General features: G+C 43.9%; 13 protein-coding genes. 10 read left to right on the top strand and 3 right to left on the bottom strand.

Translation table 11 applies throughout. The annotated features are described in order from the left end of the window. Position 1 precedes the first annotated feature (1 nt). On the bottom strand, positions 2-385 hold the full coding sequence (locus GUY17_RS07490; RefSeq protein ID WP_101087978.1) for a BlaI/MecI/CopY family transcriptional regulator: 384 nt from the start codon (positions 383-385) through the stop codon (positions 2-4). 410 nt (positions 386-795) lie between these two features. Here GUY17_RS07490 and GUY17_RS07485 point away from each other — a divergent pair, with 410 nt between their 5' ends. Both GUY17_RS07485 and GUY17_RS07480 read left to right on the top strand, forming a co-directional pair. After that, positions 796-969, top strand: coding sequence for a DUF6435 family protein (locus GUY17_RS07485; RefSeq protein ID WP_157822828.1), 174 nt, complete (start codon positions 796-798; stop codon positions 967-969). Between the two features lie 241 nt (positions 970-1,210). Next, entirely contained in the window at positions 1,211-1,540 is a 330-nt protein-coding gene (locus GUY17_RS07480) for a hypothetical protein (protein ID WP_102037716.1), read from the top strand. A gap of 12 nt (positions 1,541-1,552) precedes the next feature. Here GUY17_RS07480 and msrQ read toward each other — a convergent pair whose 3' ends face one another. Together msrQ and msrP are read right to left on the bottom strand one after the other, a co-directional pair. Continuing rightward, positions 1,553-2,158: a protein-methionine-sulfoxide reductase heme-binding subunit MsrQ gene (gene msrQ, locus GUY17_RS07475; RefSeq protein WP_162022761.1), complete on the bottom strand. Its 606-nt coding sequence runs from the start codon at positions 2,156-2,158 to the stop codon at positions 1,553-1,555. After that, the gene (msrP, locus tag GUY17_RS07470) at positions 2,158-3,195 is read right to left on the bottom strand and encodes a protein-methionine-sulfoxide reductase catalytic subunit MsrP (protein WP_101087972.1); all 1,038 of its coding nucleotides are present in this window, start codon (positions 3,193-3,195) and stop codon (positions 2,158-2,160) included. Before msrP ends, msrQ begins: the two co-directional genes overlap by 1 nt. A 309-nt stretch (positions 3,196-3,504) precedes the next feature. Between msrP and rmuC the strand changes: the two genes are divergently transcribed. From rmuC to recD, 8 genes are all read left to right on the top strand, one after another. Beyond that, positions 3,505-5,001, top strand: a complete 1,497-nt coding sequence (gene rmuC, locus GUY17_RS07465; RefSeq protein ID WP_101087970.1) for a DNA recombination protein RmuC — start codon at positions 3,505-3,507, stop codon at positions 4,999-5,001. 155 nt (positions 5,002-5,156) lie between these two features. After that, a complete protein-coding gene (locus GUY17_RS07460; RefSeq protein ID WP_101087968.1) occupies positions 5,157-7,085 on the top strand; it encodes a transglycosylase SLT domain-containing protein in 1,929 nt (642 codons plus the stop codon). A 413-nt stretch (positions 7,086-7,498) separates the two neighbouring features. After that, a complete protein-coding gene (locus tag GUY17_RS07455; RefSeq protein WP_101087966.1) occupies positions 7,499-8,410 on the top strand; it encodes a MoxR family ATPase in 912 nt (303 codons plus the stop codon). 12 nt (positions 8,411-8,422) lie between these two features. Next, the gene (locus GUY17_RS07450) at positions 8,423-9,541 is read left to right on the top strand and encodes a DUF58 domain-containing protein (RefSeq protein WP_101087964.1); all 1,119 of its coding nucleotides are present in this window, start codon (positions 8,423-8,425) and stop codon (positions 9,539-9,541) included. Then, positions 9,538-11,607, top strand: a complete 2,070-nt coding sequence (locus GUY17_RS07445; protein WP_162022760.1) for a DUF3488 and transglutaminase-like domain-containing protein — start codon at positions 9,538-9,540, stop codon at positions 11,605-11,607. The genes GUY17_RS07450 and GUY17_RS07445 overlap by 4 nt, the downstream gene beginning before the upstream one ends. 103 nt (positions 11,608-11,710) lie before the next feature. Continuing rightward, positions 11,711-15,526, top strand: coding sequence for an exodeoxyribonuclease V subunit gamma (gene recC / locus GUY17_RS07440; protein ID WP_162022759.1), 3,816 nt, complete (start codon positions 11,711-11,713; stop codon positions 15,524-15,526). Further along, positions 15,526-19,389 carry a UvrD-helicase domain-containing protein gene (locus GUY17_RS07435; protein ID WP_162022758.1) on the top strand — a complete coding sequence of 1,288 codons (3,864 nt, stop codon included), beginning with the start codon at positions 15,526-15,528 and terminating at the stop codon, positions 19,387-19,389. The genes recC and GUY17_RS07435 overlap by 1 nt, the downstream gene beginning before the upstream one ends. Then, positions 19,383-21,446 (top strand): exodeoxyribonuclease V subunit alpha, encoded by a 2,064-nt coding sequence (gene recD / locus GUY17_RS07430; protein ID WP_162022757.1) that lies wholly within the window; start codon positions 19,383-19,385, stop codon positions 21,444-21,446. The genes GUY17_RS07435 and recD overlap by 7 nt, the downstream gene beginning before the upstream one ends. The last annotated feature ends 66 nt before the right edge of the window (positions 21,447-21,512 follow it).

Below are 21,512 nucleotides of genomic sequence, written 5' to 3'. Positions count from 1 at the left end.
CTTATATTTTCCTGCTACGTAACTGGCGTTGCTGTTCGATAAGTTTTTCCAACGCTTCAAATTGAGCATCATCGAGATTGGCTGACGAGGAAGCAAAAGCAGCAATAAGACTATGCTCGCCATCTTCGATAAAATCGGCTGTAACATCTGTAATTAACGTGGCGATGAGCGATTCACGATCGACTATAGCGGTATACAAATGTGCATGCCCCTGCTTAGTTCGGCTTAACAGACTCTTCTTAAATAATCGATCTAATGTAGTTTGAATCGTGTTTAACGAGTTACCACGACTCATCCCAACTGCAATATGAACACGCTTCGCATCGGCTTCTTTTTCAGACCAAAGGAATTGAAGTACTAACTTTTCTAGATCGCCTAATTGCATTACAAAGTTCTCTTAACAAGGTACGCAATAGTATGTCAAACTAAAAACCTATCGGCAATAGGTTTTTGTAAGTGTGAGTGATAGAGAACCTATCGCATTGATAATTAATAATAATTTATCACTGAAACGATTTCTATTTTAACCTCAGAGTTAGTAATTCTAACGATAATTTAGCAGCACTAATCTTTCGATGCCGTTCATTGCCAGCACGGTAATGATTTGTTTTTATAGTGAAAATGAATCAATATCCATAAGGCCAACCACAGTATCCTTTGAGCAATAACTCGCTGTATCCTCAGTAATACGATGTGCATAACGAGGAACATAGTGGAAAAGAGCGTGAATGATATTGGGCTGAAATCCCACAGCACTCGTACCATATGCAAATAATCATCACTAAGGGTTACACAATGTTTTCATTTTTAAAGCCAGACCCAGTCAAAAAATTACGTAAAAGCTATGATTTAATACTCGAACAAGCCATGCAAGCCCAGCGTAAAGGCGATATTAAAACCTATTCATTACTCACGGCTGAATCAGAACAGGTTTGGGCTAAAATTGCCGCTTTAGAAGCTGCAAAATAAAGGTCATTTGTTTTGCTAACAAGGCGCAACGCCGTTAGCGGAACAAAGATCGGTTTGATAGTCGTTAATATTCTAAGCAGATGTAATTAAGTAATATGTGAACCACAATCAAGATTCGGCCCCCATTTAACGTTATGCTGCGTCAGTCAAGGTCAATTTATACGCTAGTAATACTGGCAATGATGTTATTGACTACGTTACTGATGACATTTGTTATCGCACGTTATTGAGGAGAATTGGTATGTGGTGGCGAGTAACCATTATTAGCTTGGCTTACCTATTATTGGGCGCACATTTCTTACGATTCGATCAGCATATAATGGCTATTATCGCCATTTGTTTACCATTGCTGATGTTCATTAGACATTCATTTGTGCGTACATTACTCAAACTGGGGTTACTGATCAGCGTGGTATTTGTGTGGGCGGTAACCACGTTCAATTTCATCGATATGCGCATTGCACTCGAACAGCCTTGGTTAAGATTGGCCATTATCATGATATCAGTGATGATATTTACCGTGTTTGCGGCATTTTCAACCAACGGCCTCAATCAAAGATTGAGGCGTTAGCCATAGCTTGGGTTATTTTTTCGGCTTCAACCATTTATAAATACTGCCTTTGCGGTAAAACAATAGCACCGCAAATAGCGCAATATAAATGCTAGGTTCAATAATTTCAGACTTTACCGACCAATAAAAGTGGATAGGTGCCAATATTGCAGCCAGATAAATCCAATTGTGCAATGATTGCCAGCGCTTACCCATACTGCGTTTAATCCGGTTCGGAGAGGTTATCGCCAGTAATAAAATGATAATCAAGGTCGCCGCGCCAACTAAAATATAAGGCCGCTTTATGACCTCTTCAAACAATAATCCCCACGCAAACAACAAATCTAAGCTAATAAATGCACTGATGTGCAACAACGCATAGGCGCACACATACAAGCCCACTAATCGACGAGTTTGTATCAGTGCTGCTATTTTAAAACGCTTGGCGATGGGCGAGATAAGCAATGTCGCTAACAGGCTATTGATCGCGCCCATGCCGGTATAGTGAATAATATACTGCACCGGATCGCCGCCCGCATTGTCTGTTAACACTAGCGCCACGAGATAAAAGGCTGGCAATAAAAAGCTAATATGCAACAACACCTTTAACCAAAACAGACCTCGAGGGCTTATCCGCATTAGTAAAACTTCCTCAAATCGATATTTTTGTATAAATCGGCCACTGAATCGCCATAACCATTGAACATTTGCGTAGGAATACGTTTAGCAGAAAATAAGCCGCCTTCACCAATACTACGTTCAGATGCTTGCGACCAACGAGGATGGTCAACTTCTGGGTTTACATTGGCGTAAAAACCATACTCACTCGAGGCCAATTGGTTCCAGCTTGTCGGAGGCTGTTTATCCATCACCCGAATACGCACAATAGACTTAATACTTTTAAAGCCATATTTCCAAGGCACGACTAAGCGGATTGGGGCACCATTTTGTGGCGGCAAGGTTTTACCGTATAAGCCAACGGCTAAAAACGATAAATCATTCATTGCCTCGGCAACCGTTAAGCCCTCAACATACGGGTAATGGATCCCACCACCCATTAAGCGACTCTTTTGACCAGGCATTTGGTCCGGGTCAAACAGGGTTTCAAAAGCAATGTGAGTCGCATTACTTTGCACGCCGGCTTGTTTAAGTAAGCTGGCTAACGAAAAACCGACCCACGGAACCACCATCGACCAAGCTTCAACACAGCGTAAGCGATAAGTGCGTTCTTCAAGGGCAAAACGGGTTGTCAGCTCATGTAAATCTAGGGTAATCGGTTTATCGACTAAACCATCGATGGTTAGCGTCCATGGATCAACCTTAAACCCTTGGGCATTATCAACTGGGTCCGATTTGTTGGTACCAAACTCATAGAAATTATTGTGACGAGTCACCTTGTCTTCTGGGGTTTTCGGATTAGGTAACACAAATTTGGCAGGTGTAGCGTATTGCAAGCCTTGAGTGACAAAAGGATTTTGTGCTTTTTGCTCGCCAAACAAATCAAAAATACCGGCTTGAACCTGACCAGGTAAACTCGCTCCTAAGGCACCTAACCCTAAGGCTTTAATAATGTTACGACGATCATTAAATACCGACTCAGGCGTAACTTGGTTATCAGGAATATGCCAAGAAGCACGTTTTTGTATGCCTTGAGTAAAACGTTTTTTACCGGTCATAAATCACCTCGTTAAAATATTTGTCGACAGCCAAGTGTCACTATAATCTGCCTTACGTCTCTCAATAGACAGGTAAAAAGCTATTTTTATTTCAGCTGATGGTTAAAAACAACTAAAAAACCGCTAACCTTTATCTATTCGCAAAATAGCACACTGAGCATGTCATCATAGTTGTCTGTACGCACCAATATTGCGAGTAGATTTAAATTTAATCATTAACAACAATATTTCATTAAATCCTTAGTTTACCCCTTGCAGCTGCTTATTAGCCGTGCGACCCTTAACCATTATTTTCTATCGGTTTTTGTTATGCCTTTTGCAGTGTCGTTAACTCCTCCTCAAATTGCAGCTGTGATTGCTGTCGCGTTTGTTGCCTTTTTAATTGGCGCCCTAATCAATCAACGATTAACTCGTAAACGATGGGAGCAACTTAAACTTCAACATGAACAACAAACACTTCAACAGCTCAACGAAGTTCAAATAGAAATGTCGAGATTACAAGATAATCTCGATGATAAAATCGATCACAGTAATCATCTGCAAAGCAAGATAGAAGATTTGATTGGCCAACTTTCCAGCGCAGAAACCAAAGCAGACAGGGTTAACCTCGTCGAGCAACAAATGGTCGACACCCAACATCGTTTAATGGAATCGCAGCTCAACTTAGCCAAGTCAAACGCGGTGCAACAAACGATTTTGGTCAAAGCAGAAACAGAGCAAAAGTCATTACAAGATAAAATCGTGCTACTCGAGTCTGCTGAAGAACGCCTTAAACTGCAATTTGAAAACCTGGCTAATCGGATTTTTGAAGAACGCAGTGAAAGCTTTAAACAACAAAATGTCTCGCAAATTGACGGTGTTCTCGGGCCACTGAAACAACAATTAGAAGGTTTCAGACGTCAAATTCAAGAGTCGTATACTCATGAGCAATCTGAACGTAGCGCATTGAAACATCAATTAGATAATTTGCGCGATCTCAACTTAAAAATGAGCCAAGACGCCATTAACCTGACAAAAGCGCTTAAAGGTGACAACAAGCAGCAAGGTAATTGGGGTGAAGTCATTTTAGAGCGCGTACTACAAGAAAGTGGTTTACGCGAAGGCCATGAGTACCAAACCCAACAAGATTTAAAAGACGATAACGGCAAGCGTTTTAAGCCCGATGTGATTGTGCATTTACCCGAGCAAAAAGACGTAGTAATCGATGCCAAAATGTCGTTAGTTAGCTATGAACGTTACTTTAATAGCGAAGACAAAGTTATTCGCGACCAAGCCATAAAAGAACATGCATTATCAATTAGGCAGCATATTAAAGGCCTTAGTCAAAAAGATTATCATAAGTTGCATGGCCTTAAGAGCTTGGACTATGTGCTAATGTTTATTCCCATTGAGCCGGCATTTTTACTGGCCATTGAATACGACCCAAGCTTAGTCAATTTCGCTTTAGAGCAAAATATTATGCTGGTCAGTCCGACTAACTTATTAGTGGCTTTGCGTACTATCAATAATATATGGCGTTATGAGTACCAAAATCAAAATGCCCAAAATATCGCCAAACAAGCAAGTCGTATTTACGACAAATTATGCGGCTATTTGGAAGATATGGAAAAACTCGGGCGCGCCTTAGATACGGCAGATAAAAGCTATCAAAGTGCCATGGCAAAATTGTCTTCGGGCAAAGGTAACGTCATTAGACAAGCGCATTACATGCAGCAATTAGGCGTAGACACCAGTAAGCAGTTAGATAAACAATTGCTCAACCGTGCACTTGATGAGTCAGTCGAAAAGCACGCCAGTAATAGTTAATCGATAAAATGAGTGATGATTAATCTTTATTTAAGCAACAAGGTTAATAGTCACTCAAGCCGTAACATATTTATTTACAGCAACACTTATTAGCAATCATTTATCAAACACATACTGATAGCAAACGAAATACAGAGGCGGAGATTGTCATTTAAATGCGTAAAACTTGGGCGAACACTTTAATTACAGGCGCATTATTACTTAGTACATCATTGGCCTTTATTAGCCAAGCTAATGCGCTGACTTCACAACAGCAACGCTATCTTGATGCTCGCCAAGCTCTGGATAAAAAACAGCTCGACAAGTATCAAGCCCTTCGCAACCAACTCGGCGACTATCCATTAACGGTTTACCTTGATTACCACGCAAAAATCGACAGCATAGTGCAATCTCCTGGCGACAAAGCGCTCAATGCCATCAACCAATTTGATACCACGCCACTTTATAACAATGCGCGTTATCGCTACCTGCTCAATGCCGGTAAAAAACAGCGTTGGCAAGACTTTCTAGTGATAGCGCCAGACACTCCTAACGATGTGCGCTTACAGTGTTATTACTACCAGGCTCAACTTGATGCTGGTAACGAAACCATGGCTTACAAAGGCATAGAACGTTTATGGGTTCATGGCTATTCACGTCCCAATGAATGCGATGCGGTGATAAACCAATGGACTAAAGCGGGCTATCGCACCCAGGAGCTCATTTGGGCGCGGATGTTGCTCAGCTTTAATGCTAGTCAATCCAGTTTGCTGAGTTATTTATCGCAAAAAGTCACCCAACACGATAATGAAGCCAAACTACTATTGTCGGTTTATCGCGACCCTAATATTTTACGTCACATGAACAAGTTTTCCAGCTCTAAACCCATAGTGGGCGATATTGTTGATGCCGGCTTACGTAAGCTAGCGCAAAAGGATTTACATCAAGCGATTAAATTGTATGTTAAATATCAAAAAGCCAACCGCTTCAGCGACCTTGAAGCGCGCCAGCTCAATCGCTATTTAGTCCGCCGAGCGCTGATTAAGCAAGACGCCAAACTGGTGGCGCATATTGATACCATGCTGCCATTACTGAAATCGGACGATTTATACGAAATGCGCTTACGTTGGGCTATTCGAGAGCAAGATTTCAGCACAGTAGAAAAGTATTTAGCGTTATTGAGCGATCAAGGTAAGGTCGATTCTCGCTGGCAATATTGGCAAGCTAAAATGACCTCGCGCCATGACAAAAACCGCGCAACCCAATTACAGTCAACCTTAAGTGGTGAGCGTAATTTTTACGGTTTTAATGCGGCTGAAGCGTTAGGCAAACCTCTGGCGATGAACGACGACAATTTAGCCCCTAATCCAGCGTTGCAAGCAACATTAAACCAAGACCCTGGTTTAGCGCGCGTAGTGGAATTAATGGCTTTAGATAAGCAAATTGATGCTCGCAACGAATGGCTGTATTTAATGCGCCGCCACAACAGTGAAATGACCGCCCAATATGGTCTATTTGCCTTAAGCAATGGCTGGCATGCGTTTAGTGTTGAATCCAGTATTCAGGGCAAATTATGGAATTCACTTGTACTGCGTTTTCCTGAGGCGGCTAACGATGAGTTCCTCAAAGCCAGTAAAAAGTTCTCGGTAGACATTGACGAAATCCGCGCTATTTCTCGTCGAGAAAGTGCGTTCTATCTGTATGCCACCTCTGGTGTGGGGGCTAGAGGTTTAATGCAATTAATGCCTGCTACCGCCAAACAAACGGCCAAAAAGAACAAAATACCTTTTAATAACGTAAAAGACCTGTACGACCCTAAAGTAAACATTATGTTAGGCAGCGCCTATTACAGTGAATTACTTAAACAGTTTGACCAAAACCGCGTGTTGGCAACAGCAGCGTATAATGCTGGTCCTGGTAGCGTGAGACGTTGGTTAAGACAGTCTAATGGCAGCTTAGATGTGATGAGTTTTATTGAAACGATTCCTTACACTGAAACTCGCGAATATGTTCAAGCGGTGTTGAGTTATCGAATGATATTCCAACAGCAAAAATCGTTAAGTGAAGGAATGTTTAGTTCAAAAGAACTCAGCTACCTTTATTAAGCACGATTAATTGTTAGTTACCTTTTTAGTTGCTAGCAGTTAGTTTTTGTTAGCAGTTGTTATTCGTTTTTATTCGCAATAGCCGCCACGCTGTGGCGGTGTATTTTGTTTCACACCCGTCAGCAAGATAACGTATGCTTTAAATATGGTACAGACTGGCTGATTATTGAAGTCCACTTGTGGGTAAATGCAATAGGCCATATGGATCAGGCAATGAGCAATCGTGGCAATATATCAAAGTTAGAAACCGAAGCGCTAAAACATAGCGAGAAATCATAGCGAGTAACCATAGCGAGTAACCATAGCGAGTAACCATAGCGAGAAATGGCTTTAGAATAAAACGACAAACCATCACTACAAACCGTCATTTACAATAAACCCACAACGGTTTATTACTAACAGTTGGAGTTTTCGTGTCGCAATCAACTATTCAAACATTACTTAACCAACTAAGCCAAGTATTGCTCGGTAAACCTGAGCAGATAAAACTTGCCGTCGCTTGTATCCTCGCCAAAGGTCATTTACTGATTGAAGATCTACCCGGCATGGGCAAAACCAGTTTGTCTCAAGGTATTGCCAGCAGTTTAGGCATGAGTTACCAGCGGATCCAATTTACCAGCGACATGCTACCAGCGGACATTCTTGGGGTGTCCATTTACAGCAAAGAACAACAACAATTTATCTTTCATAAAGGCCCAATATTTAATCAAATGTTGTTGGCCGATGAAATTAACCGTGCCAGCCCCAAGACCCAAAGTGCTTTGCTTGAAGCTATGGCTGAACAACAAATAACCATTGATGGCATCACCCATCCGCTGAGTTCACCTTTTTTTGTTATCGCCACCCAAAACCCAGTTGATCAAGCCGGCACCTTCCCCTTACCAGAATCGCAACTCGATCGATTTATGATGCGTATTTCTATCGGTTATCCCAGTGCAGAAGCCGAGTTAGCCATGTTAAAATCACGCACTCAAGCCAATAAACCAGCATCATTATCACAATGCTTAACGCCGCAAGAGCTAATGCTACTGCAACAACAAGTGGCGCAAGTGTCGGCATCTGATGCGGTACTGAATTATTTAATTGCCTTGGTTGATTTTTCTCGGCAACACAATGTCGCTAACGGTTTATCGCCACGAGCCAGTATTGCTTTGCTACAAGCAGCCAAAGCATGGGCTTTTATCAATCAACGCCAGTACGTGGTACCCGAAGATATTCAAGCGGTATTTGCCTCGGTTGCCGAACACCGCATTCGCAGCAGTAGTCAATTTCAAGGCCAAGCGTTGTCTGACACTATTCTCGCCAGCGTCAACCCAATACGTTAACGGCGCAGGCACATGGCTAAATCGACGACAGCAAACAAGCACTCTTCAACAACCTATGCCAATGGCGCTATTAAGCCGTCTCGGTTACGTCGGTTAATTCCAGCATCGTTAATCCAACGCTGGTCAAGGTGGATAAGTAAGCGCCTGCCACCGCAAAAGCAGATTACCCTCAGCCACAAAGGTATTTTTATTCTCCCCAGTGGTTTTGGATTAGTGTGGATTGGGTTGATCGTTTTACTGTATTTGTTTGGCACCAATTATCAAAATAACTTGGTGATTGGCTTAAGCTTATTGCTCGCCAGTGTGTTCCATACTTGCATAATTTACAGTTATAAAAATCTTGCAGGGTTAACATTTAATGCCGTCACGCCACCGCAAGGTTATGCCGAAGACAGCATGCCATTTCCTATCATGTTAACCGGCCATACTCGCCAAAATAATCCCGACACCACCCACCAACAAATTTGTTTGCAATTTAGTTACCAGCGCCATGTTCGGGTTAAACAAATGCACGAGCAAACTATTGCAATTGTGCCGTTTGAACAGCCTAAACGTGGCAAATTAAACCCTGGGCGAATCAAAGTCTCATCCTACTTTCCGTTAGGATTATGCCGCGCATGGTCCTATGTCGACTTAGATATTCATCATGTTATTTTCGCTAAACCAGAAATGTGTGATATCGAATTGGCAAGCCATATTAGCGATAATGATAACCACAATGAACACGGTAAATTGCGCCCAGGTGTTGACGACTACAAAGGCTTACGCAGCTATATTCCCGGTGAATCACTTAAACAAGTGGCGTGGAAAAAATGGGCTCAGGGCAAAGGCATGTTATCCAAAGAATTTGCTGAGCCAGAAGGATTACCCGTTTGGTTAACCTTGGCCAGCACATCGGGCAATGACATTGAACACAAGCTCAGCAAACTCGCATGGCAAGTCGATAAGTTAAGTCAATCGCAGCAAATATTTGGCTTAATTCTGGATGAGCATATTATCAATCAGCAAACAGGCGAAGCCCATCGAGTGGCTTGTCATACCGCCATTGCAACTTATCATGCACCCACACATATGAATCCCGATTTTAATCCAGGTAATGTGGCAACCTCATCCGTGGGTGAACCATCATGACCGATAACTTTGATACCATCATTAGCCGCAATACCTTGTTTTGGTTGTTAATCACCAATGTAGCCATCCTCAGCCCTTTACATCAACAAGCGACCCTGTGGAGCATTGGTATTTGTGCCATTTGTTTTGTTTGGCGCGTGGGGATTTTTCTCGGCAAAGTAGCCGCTCCACCTAAACTATTGGTAACCACTTTGGCCATTGGCGCCGCTACCACCCTCGCCTTAGTGTCGAGTGAAATCGGTTTGCTCAATGCGTTGGTGAACTTATTAATTTTAGGTTACGCGTTAAAATATATTGAAATGCGCGAACTGAGAGATGTTAAAGCCATTGTGTTAGTCGGCTATTTCCTTATCGGCCTGACCTTGCTTGATCAACAAAGCATGCTTAATACCCTGCACTTATTGGCGGTAGCGGTGCTCAATACCGGCGTATTAATCAGTGTTTACCAAGACAAATCGAACAAAGTCGCTAACCTCAGTTTTAGCCTTAAAATAATATTACAAAGTCTTCCGTTAGCCATATTACTGTTTGTGGTGTTCCCACGCCTTGGGCCATTATGGTTAGTGCCTAATATGAAAACGGCCAAGACAGGTTTGTCTGATGAAATGTCATTTGGTGACATTAGTAAGCTCACTCGCTCAGCAGAATTAGCCTTTAGAGTGGGTTTTGATAATCCAGATGGCAGCACCCTAGGACCTGCCAATCAGGATTTGTATTGGCGTACTCTGGTGATGGAAAATTATGACGGCAAAACCTGGCGTCAAGACCCCAGTATTCAACAAATTCAGCGACAGGCATACTTTAACAAGCCCATGCGCCAAGCCCCTAACAACGTTGCTAGTGCTAATGCTAATCCTAGCAGTAAAAAAATCGACTATGTGGTCATTAGCGAACCCAGTCATCAAAAATGGCTATATGGCTTAGATGAAGCGTTTAGCAGCAATGATCAAGTGGTTGAATTAGCAGATTATCGTTTGTATTCGTTAAGGCCTGTCGATCAGCGAATGAGCTATAGAGTGACCTCATATCCTGAGACGATCATGGGTCTCAAACTCGACTCAAATACCCAACAGCTAAACCTTGCGTTGCCAGCCAATAGCAATCCAAAAACCCGAAAACTCGGTTTGCAGTTCGCCAAAGATTATCCAGATCCACAAGCGCGTATTAATGCGATGATGAATTACTTTGCTGAACAAGCCTATTACTACACCTTGAGCCCGCCTAGTGTTGGCGAGCAACAAATTGATGATTTCCTGTTTGAAAACCGTGCAGGATTTTGTGCTCATTACGCCTCTGCGCTAGTGTTTATGGCACGCGCTAGCGGCATTCCGACTCGTATGGTGACCGGTTATCAGGGCGGCGATTATAATGCCAAAGCGGGTTATTACAGTGTTTATCAATACATGGCCCATGCATGGACCGAAGTGTGGTTTGAAGGCCAAGGTTGGCAGCGTTTTGACCCTACCGCAATGATTGCACCGCAGCGGGTATTAGATGGATTTGACGCCACCTTTGACAGCCAAAGCAGCTACTTACAAGACAGCCCTTTTAGCACGCTGCACATGAAACAATACCCATGGTTAAATGAATTGCGCCAACAATTTGCCAGTATCGATTACTACTGGAGTGTGTGGGTATTAGGTTTTGACGAGCAACGTAAACAGCAAGTGTTAGCAAAATTATTGGGTGATGTTAGCAGCACCAAAATCGCCTTACTGATGATTTTTAGCTTCATCATTATCGCACTGGTTATTGCCTATTACGCCGGTTTGTTCAATGTTGATCGCCACCAAGATCCGCTTAATAAACGCTATCAACTCATTTGCCAACGCTTAGCTAAAAAAGGCATCGCCCGTCAACAAGGTCAAGCAGCGTCTGATTACGCCGCAGCGGTTAACGCACATTTAAGCGCCCTTACCCCTCAAGTGGCAGCGGACTTTACTGCCCTAAGCAGTGCCTATGTAGCACTTAAATATCAACCACTGTCGGAATTACAAATCCAGCAACAGCAGCAACGCTTTAGGCAGTTATATCGCCGATTACGCTTACGGCTGTTACGCAATTGATCTTGCGCACAACATCAGCAATCATCCTGATTATTAACGGTTTTGATTGATGATTTAAGGCAGAGTCCATAGAATGAATTAATCTCAAATTAGCGGGTCGCCCATGCTTACTTTAATTCAATCTAATCAGATGGAAGTGTTATCTGAACAACTGGCCAAACTGTTGGCTATTCGTTTAGATAACGTTAGTTTATTAGCCAGTGAGCATGTGTTAGTTCAAAGCCCGGGGATGTCGACTTGGCTGCGTTTAGAAATCGCTAAACACAATGGTATCGCCGCCGCATTATCGTTCCCGTTACCCTCGAGTTTTACCTGGCAGTTATGCCATGATTTACTGCCCGATGTACCCAAAGATAACGCCTTTACCAAAGCGGCGATGACGTGGAAATTAATGGACTTATTACCAAGTCTGTTAGATAACCCTGACTTTAGCCCACTCAAACAGTACTTATCGCCTCAAGTTGATACCACAACTGATATCGCTGATACCGATGTTCTTGATACAGATGTAAACGCAAATACTGAAACTGATACCGATACTAATACTAATACTAATACTAATACAGCAAACACCCACGCCATATTGCAGCTCAATCAGTCACATGACGCAATTAAACTATTTCAACTGTGTGGCCGCATTGCCGATATTTTTGACCAATACTTAGTCTATCGCCCTGAGTGGATTTTAGCGTGGGAGCAAAACCAGCCATTATCGAGCCTAGACAACCGCTTGGCGTTAGATGAAAACCAGCTATGGCAACCGATCCTGTGGCGAGCATTAATCGATTATAACCAACATCATTTGCACGCCAGCCATTATCATCGCGCCAATTTACATGCCGATTTAATTGCAACCCTGGCTAATCCAGATACCGATTTATCGATGTTGCCCGCGCGGTTATACGTGTTTGGTATTTCATCCATGCCGCCACAAACCCTCGATGTGCTGTACCATTTAGCCAGTCGAATTGATGTCATTATGTTATCTCTCAGCCCTTGCCAGCATTATTGGGGCGATATTATTGAGCCGAAAACCCGCGCCCGCATGGCACTGCAATATGCCAATAAAAAACAACTCGACCAAGACTGGGAAGACAAGCTCGAAGTGGGTAACCCTATACTGGCCAATAATGGTCAAATGGGCCGCGAACTGCTGGATTTATTACTGTCTCTGCCGCCAGAACACACCGACTTTGGTTACGACTGTTATGTTGAGCCTGAGCCGAATAATCTGCTGCACGGGGTGCAATACGATATCTTACAAATGGAAACACTCGGCCAGCCATTAGGGCCAAACGCCAGTTTGTATCAAGACATTCATGCCCGCCGCACCTTATTGCCAAGTGATGACTCAATTACCTTACGCAGTTGCCACAGTGCCCTGCGCGAAGTTGAAACCTTACATGATCACCTTTTAGAATTGTTATCAAGCAACAGCGACTTAAGCCCTAAAGACATCGTGATCATGATGCCCGATGTCGCAGCGTATGCTCCGTATATTGATGCGGTATTTGGCACCGCCAACAGTCAGTATTTTGCCGACAAAAATCCGCAAAAAGGCGATTACTACATTCCCTACGCCATTGCCGACAGGGGCGCAGCGCAAGAGTCGCCGCTGATTAATAGTTTTTTAAGCCTGCTAAATATCAATCAAAGTCGCTTTGGCCTCACTGATATTATCGGTATTTTAGAAGTGCCTGCTATTTTGCGTCGCTTCCAACTCGATGATGACGAATTGTCATTAATCCGCCGCTGGCTAGACGATGCGAATGTCCGTTGGGGACGCAGTGAGCAAACTCGTAGCCAACTAGGTGTGCAGCCTTTTACGCAAAACTCATGGGCATTTGGCATTAAGCGTTTAATACTGGGCTACGCTTTTAACGACGATGCCGATATTTATCGCGATACTTTAATGGTGCAAGGCATTGAAGGTCAGTCATCGCAAGCATTAGGTAAGTTGCTCAACTTTTTAGAAACCATCGATACTTATTTCAACTTATTTGCCAATGACTACAGCACCGCAGAGCGCCTTAAACAATTACAACAGCTACTCGCCGATTACTACGACACCACAGATGATGAGCGTGAACAAATTCAAGCCATTCGAGATGCATTAGTTACCCTAGACACTGAGCTTGAAAGCGCCGGTCATCAAGGCCAAGTCGATATTGAAGTCCTAAAGCAGTGGTTTAATCAGCGCTTAACTGAATCTCGGGTCGGCCAGCGTTACCTTGCTGGTAGTGTGAATTTTTGTACCTTAATGCCAATGCGCTCAATCCCCTTTAAAGTGGTGTGCTTGCTGGGAATGAATGACGGCGTTTACCCGCGAGTTCAACATCCTGTCGGGTTTGATTTAATGGCGCATTTTGGCCCTAAAAAAGGCGATCGCTCGCGTCGATTAGACGACCGCTACTTATTTTTAGAAGCATTACTGTCGGCCAGGGAACAACTTTACATCAGTTATATTGGCCACAGTGAGCGCGATAATGCTGAGCGCATTGCCTCAATGCTAGTGTCTGAATTGGTCGAGTATTGCCAACTCAGCTACCTACCGCAATCCTTACAGCAACAGCTTGAACAACAAGCCGAAATCAACCTTGATGATGCCGATAAAACCGTACTGGCACAGCTTATTCAAGCACAACCTTTGCAGCCTTTTGACGCTAAACTATTTCGAGAAACACCACAATCTGCGCATACCGTGACTAAGCTGCAACACAGTTATAATGCCCAATGGTGCCCGCCACCAGCCAATGCGACCATTAACAATCACTTTTTTGAGCAAGCATTACCCTTGTCGGCTGAACAGGCGGATGAAGTATTTGCCCATACTCATATTAATAGCGAAGGCATTAAAGTGGTCGAACTCGAATTGTCGGCATTAATCCGTTTTTATCGTAATCCAGCGCAATTCTTTTTCAACCGCAGTTTAAAAGTCGATTTATCACTGGATATTCAAGCCGATGACAATGACGAACCGTTTAGCTTAAATGCACTCGAGCGTTATTTATTGCAATCACGCATGCTCGACAATGCTATTGAACATCAACTCGACAGCCCAGATCTCGAATTACTCAGCAAACTCAAAACCAGCGGTGAATTGCCAATGGCGCCGTTCGACAACTTGTTAATTAATCAATATTTACGCGATATATCGCCGTTGATTAATCGGGTGCAGTTTTTACAAGACCAACAAACCATGCACACGCTGAATGTTGATCTTAACTTTGATTTACCGATGCAGGATTTTCCAGCGCATGCTCTATCTGTGCAGGGTTTACCAGAACAAGCAGATACAACCCATTCGTCCACCGTGCGAGTCAATCTTGTCGGCCGTATTGACGACATTCTGCCTAAAGGCTTAGTCAATTACCGCCCCGGCACTGCCCACGGACGAGATTTTATTCGGGTGTACTTACGTCATTTATGCATCAACGCCATGGCCAATTCGTCCACCTCGGGCATGGGTAAAAATCAATTCAGTTACTTACTCGACATTGGCCATTTTCATGCATTTTCGCCTATTACTGCTGAACAAGCGCAGGCACAACTCATGCGCTTTATCAGTGGTTTTATTCAGGGGCAAACTCAACCCTTGTGCTTTATGCCTAAAACGGCTTTCGCCTATGTTGAAACCGATGGCGACCATGAAGAAAAGCTGCTTAAAGCCCAGCAAAAATGGGATGACGGCCAAAACCAATTCGGCGAAGGGCACGATCCACATAACCAGCGTTTATTCCATTTCCCAGAAGACTTTAGCGAAGCTCGGTTTGGGGCATTAGCCATCCATTTGCTGCAACCCATGTTAAGCCAGTATCACAAAGATAAATTGGCAGAATTAGACACTTTTGTCAGTGGCACCGCGGTCGATATTCAAGCGCAACTCATCGCCAACGCAGCTAAACTAGGAGCGCATTAATGGACGCTATTACCGTGACACCGCTTAATGCCCTCACCTTACCTTTTAGCGGTTCCAGCTTAATTGAAGCCAGTGCTGGTACAGGGAAAACCTATACTATTTCCGGTTTGTATTTACGTTTATTGTTAGGCCATGGTGGTAAAGCACCGTTAAGTTGTGAGCAAATTTTGGTGGTAACCTTCACCAACGCCGCCACCGAAGAACTCAGAGACCGAATTCGTAAACGGATTAACTTAGCGTTTAAACGCTTTTTAGGTTTAGCCGTAAACGATGAGTTTATTGAACAGCTTTACCAAGACATCTCGGAAGATGAACGTCCTATTGCGTTAAGACGCTTAGACTTAGCGTTAAAGTCGTTAGATGAAGCGGCCATTTTTACTATTCACGCCTTTTGCCAACGCGTGTTGTCAGACATGGCATTTGAGTCGTCATTGCTATTTGAGTCCGAATTTACCCTCGACGACAGTGAGTTTTTACACCATGCAGTGCGCGATTTCTGGCGTGAAGTCTGTTATCCATTACCGCCCTTTTTAGCCCAAGCCATTAGTGATGTGTTTGCCGAACCTGACGTGTTAGCGCAAAAGCTGCGACCGTTATTAGGTGCAAGCCAAGCGGTGTTGTCAAAGCAGCCTCTGGCCTTTGAAACCCTGCAACAACAGCTAAGCCAAAGTATCAGCCGCTTTACCTTATTGTGGCAAAGCCTGCACGACAGCACCCTTGAATTATTGCAATCGCTGCCATTAAACGGTCAACGATTTGGTAAAGGCGCCGACGGCTACCCTAAACTTAGCCAACTGTTTGATAGCATTAGTAACTGGGTGAAATTCGGTCAAGGATTACCGCCAATAAAAGCGCTGGAGCAATTGGCATTATCAGAGCTTAAACTCAATAAAGGGGGCGTTATCCCCAGTGCTGCTGAAGCGCCGTTACTTGAGCATATTGAGCGCTTACTTGAGTTGATTAATCAGCTTATTCCGTCATTTTTAGTGCGCGCCCGTGAGGGAATTCGCCAACGCTTTGCTGGCCAAAAACAGCAACGCAATTTAATGACACCCGATGACCTATTGCTCAGCTTAGCCATGGCGCTCAGCCAAAATCCAATCACCCTAGCCCATGCTATTGCTAAGCGTTTTCCGGTCGCATTAATTGATGAGTTCCAAGACACCGATCCACTGCAATTCACCATTTTTAATCAGGTGTATCAACAGCCGTTAGCATCACAGCTGGACTTAGCCGCTGATACCACTGTGCACAGCCAAAATGATGACAGTAAAAGTAATGACGACATTGGTAATGACAACAACGATGATGATGCTAACAAGGGGCGCTTAAGTTTATTAATGATTGGCGATCCTAAGCAGGCTATTTATGCTTTCCGTGGCGCCGATATTTACACTTATATTGCCGCGCGCCAACAAACACAGGCCCATTATAATCTTGACACCAATTACCGCTCATCGACTCAATTGGTCAATGGTGTTAATCAGCTTTTCAGCCAACACCAAGACCCGTTTATTAGCCAAGCTATCCCCTATGATATTGTTAAAACCCCATCATCGGCAGCCAATAAACACCTGAGTGAAGCCACAACCAATCCAGCGGCGTTGCGGATCCGCTTATTAGCCGAAGACGATGTAAATGGCTTAAACAAAACTACCGCAAGACAACGCCTAGCAGCTGATGCTGCCAGTGAAATAAAGCGCTTACTCACCGAAGCGCAACAGGGATTATGCCGAGTTAATACCAGCCTTGAACAGGAAGCTAAACCGCTCATTGCCAAAGACATTGCCATATTGGTGCGCGACCGTAACGAAGCGGCCGTGATGAAAGCGGAATTATCAGCACGTAAAATTGGTGCGGTATTTTTAAGCCGAGACAGTGTATTTAACACCATTGAAGCCCGTGAAATGGCTATTTTATTGTATGCCTTAGCCACGCCTAAAAATGAACGTGCTATCCGCGCCGCGCTGGCCACTGAGCTTGTTGGTTTTAATGCCCAGCGGATCCATCAATTTAACCAAGATGAAGAACAACGTCAGCAGGTATTAGATCAATTCACTCATTGGCATCAGTTGTGGCAACAACGCGGCGTTATGCCTGCGCTGCTTAACTTTGCCAGCGAAACTAAACTGATCCATCGTTATCTGTCGCAATCTGTCACGGCTGACATCAATAGTGTTGATAAACATAACGCTAATGCTCACCGTGATAGCAGCAATAATGACAACAGTTATAGCAGCAATAGTGACAACAGCTTTAATGATGCTGATGACGACAACGCAGCAGATCTTAAAGCCTCAGGAGAAAGACGCTTAACCGACTTTAGGCATTTAGCCGAATTACTGCAGCAAAAGGCCACTGAGCTAGATGGTAGCAGCGCCCTTATCAATTGGTACGAACAACAACTGATTGGTAACAATGGCGGTGATGAGCAGCAATTGCGCTTAGAAAGCGAACAGAACTTGGTGCAAATTGTCACTATTCATAAAAGTAAGGGCTTAGAATATCCGGTCTGTTTTGTGCCGTTTGTCAGCTTAGCCCGCGGCAATAAAAAACGCCCTGCGCCGATGATGTACCATAAAAATGAGCAGCTCATTTGGGATATCGACGCCACCGACGAAGGCTGGGAACAACTCAAACAAGAAACCCTCGCTGAAGATTTACGCTTACTGTATGTAGCGTTAACACGGCCGGTTTACGTGTGTTATTTGTATATTGCCAACCAAAGCCGCCAATTAAAGGCGGGGATCAGCAGTCAATTGCATGAAACAGGTATCGGTTATCTGTTGGGTATTACCGACAAGAAAACCGACTTTGCTCTTATTCAAGCCAAAGTGAATGCCATTGCCACCTTACCAGCGATGAGTGTGGAATGTTTAAGTAATGATGTTGACGATTCAGTGCTCGCCGATATTAACGACAATAATGACATTCTAGCGGCCAAAAAAGTCACTCGAGTACAGAGCCTTGCGTGGCGAGTGGGCAGTTATTCTGGCTTGGTGAAACATCTGCCTCACGAGAGAGTCGCACCCGGTGCCGACGATGAAGACTTCACCGATGAGTTAATCCAATTACAGTTACAAGATGAACTCACCAGCGAACCCGTACTTGATCGCTTTACCTTCGAGCGCGGTGCCAATGCCGGTAGTTTTATGCATTTAGTGTTAGAACTGTTTGATTTTACCCAAGCAGATACTGAACTGACGCCTGCGCTAACAAAAGCCATGAAACAATATGGGTTTGACGAAGCCCTATGGCAACAACCGCTAATGGACTGGTATCAGCAAATATTGGCCGCGCCGCTGTTTATCAAGCCATCGTCAGAGGACACATCACTGATATTAAGCCAATTAGGCATGAAGCAAAAAATGGTCGAAATGGAGTTTTACTTGCCTATTTCAACCTTACAAGCATCGCAATTAAATCATATTTTGCAGCAGCACGGTTATGTCGCCGGACTCGACTTTGATACCTTAAAAGGCATGTTAAAAGGCTTTATCGATTTAACCTTTGAGCACCAGGGCCAATTTTATATTGCCGATTATAAGTCTAACCATTTGGGCGATAACTATAGCGACTACACTCGCTCAGCCATGGCTAAAGCCATTGATGCTCATCGCTATAATTTACAATACATCTTGTATACCTTGGCGTTGCATCGTTACTTATCGCTTAGATTACCAAACTACAATTATCAGCAACATATTGGCGGCTGCTATTACCTGTTTTTACGCGGCATGCATCCTGAGCATCCTGGCGCGGGGGTGTTTTATGACAAACCACCGCAAGCATTAATCGAACAACTCGACCGCTTATTTTCAGGTAATACAGACAATCGTGCGCCGGAGACGTCATCATGCTAATACTCACCCATCCAATCACTGAGTTATTGCACCTTTGGCAAGAACAGCGGCTCATTACAGCACTCGATCGTCATTTTGCTTTAGAGCTGGCCAGTATTGAAACCATCAATAACGATCCCGCAATAAGCGAACAACAGCCGCAACTGTTCTTGCTTGTTTGCGCCATGCTTAGCCAGCAATTGTCGAATCAGCACAGTTGTTTAGTCATCGAGCAAATTGATTTAGCCAATCCCATGGCAGAAGACAACCGCGGCAACGCTGAAATCAATTGTCGGATTGAGCTTAACCATCAACAATTAATTGAACAAATCGCGCTATTTGATGCCGTCGGCCAGCCTGGTGACAATAAACCGATGATTTTTGAACATGGACGCTTATATTTAAATAAGTACCACTTCTTTGAAACTCAAGTGGCGGCTAAGTTGACCCAATTAGCCAATCAACAGATTGAAATCGACCTAGCTAACAGTAATCTGCCGCAACTCATTGAATGTTTATTTACCGCAGAAGACAGCAATAGCAGCCCGTTTAACTGGCAAAAAATAGCCACTGCAACAGCGTTGGCCAAAGCATTAGCGGTGATCACCGGCGGCCCAGGAACCGGTAAAACCACCACAGTAACTAAACTATTATTGTTACTGTTAACCCAATCGCCGCTAACCATCCGTTTAGTCGCGCCCACAGGTAAAGCTGCAGCAAGGCTGAGTGAATCGATCAAGGCGTCTAAACATCGTTTACTGCAACAGCTAACCCAAGTGAGCGACCCTGCATTGGCGAAAGTATTAACTGATTCGCTAAAACAAATACCTGAAGAAGCCTCAACATTGCATCGATTATTGGGGGTTATCCCAAACTCGTATCAATTTAGGCATCATCAGGATAATCCGTTGCGCTTAGATTTACTGGTGGTTGATGAAGCATCGATGGTCGACTTACCCATGATGTATAAATTACTCAGCGCCCTGCCGTCTCATGGCCGTTTGATATTGTTAGGCGACCAAGATCAACTCGCATCAGTAGAAGCTGGCGCAGTGCTGGCGGATATTTGTGTTGGCTTAAAACAAGCTAATCAGCATGAGGCATCGCCATGGTCAATGCGTTACAGCGCAGCACAGGCAAAGCTCATTGAGCAATTAACCCAACAAGATGTCAGTCAGTTTATTCATCAACAGCCTAAAATTGGTGACAGTTTGTGTATGTTGATGCACAGCCATCGTTTTAAAGGCGATGCCGGTATTGGGTTATTAGCCAATGCGGTTAATCAATCAAATGTGCATGCGATTCGTCAAGTATGGCAACATGATCATGCCGAATTGAATTGGTTTGAACATCAGCATAATGCCCAGGGAGATAACACAGGTAAACAAGCGTTACTGGTATTATCGGTACAGGCTTATGGTGAGTATCTAAGTTTGGTACAAGAAAATCAGCAAAGGATAAATCAACAGACCATTATCGATCAAGCGGATCGACAGGACAGCGCCATAACATTGCCGCATTCTGAACAAACCATCATCGACAGCTTTAACCAATATCGAGTCTTGTGTGCCATGCGTGCTGGAGAGTTTGGGGTTGAGGGCATGAACATCGCCATCACCGACAGCCTTAAACACGCCAAACTGATTAATCCTCAAAATGAGTTCTATTTAGGTCGACCCATCATTATTCAAAGTAACGATTACAACTTAGGCTTATTTAATGGCGACATTGGTTTAATCTTGCAAGACAGCACTAAGCCAAGTCGCTTAATGGCCCACTTTGTTATGGCCGATGGCAGCCTGCTTAAAGTATTACCCGCACGCTTACCAAGCCACGACACTTGCTACGCCATGACAGTACACAAAAGCCAAGGCAGCGAGTTTGATAAAGTCAGCTTTGTATTGCCACATAAACCCAGCTCCGCCCAATGGCAGCTACTCAGTAAAGAACTGCTTTACACCGCCATCACCCGCGCTAAAAACCATTTTTATTGTTTAGGCACGAGCATGATATTTGAAAAAGCCAGCAAACAAGCCACATCGCGCGCATCGGGGCTAGCTTGGAGATTGTGGGGCTGATTGTGAGAGAAGTAATATGAGCGCTATTTCAGGGTAAGCAAGTGCTCAATAACAAACAGATAATGA

The organism is Shewanella sp. Arc9-LZ, assembly GCF_010092445.1.
Taxonomy (GTDB): Bacteria; Pseudomonadota; Gammaproteobacteria; order Enterobacterales; family Shewanellaceae; genus Shewanella.
Note: the sequence above shows the minus strand (reverse complement) of the source record. Positions and strands in the feature narration are given on the sequence as shown.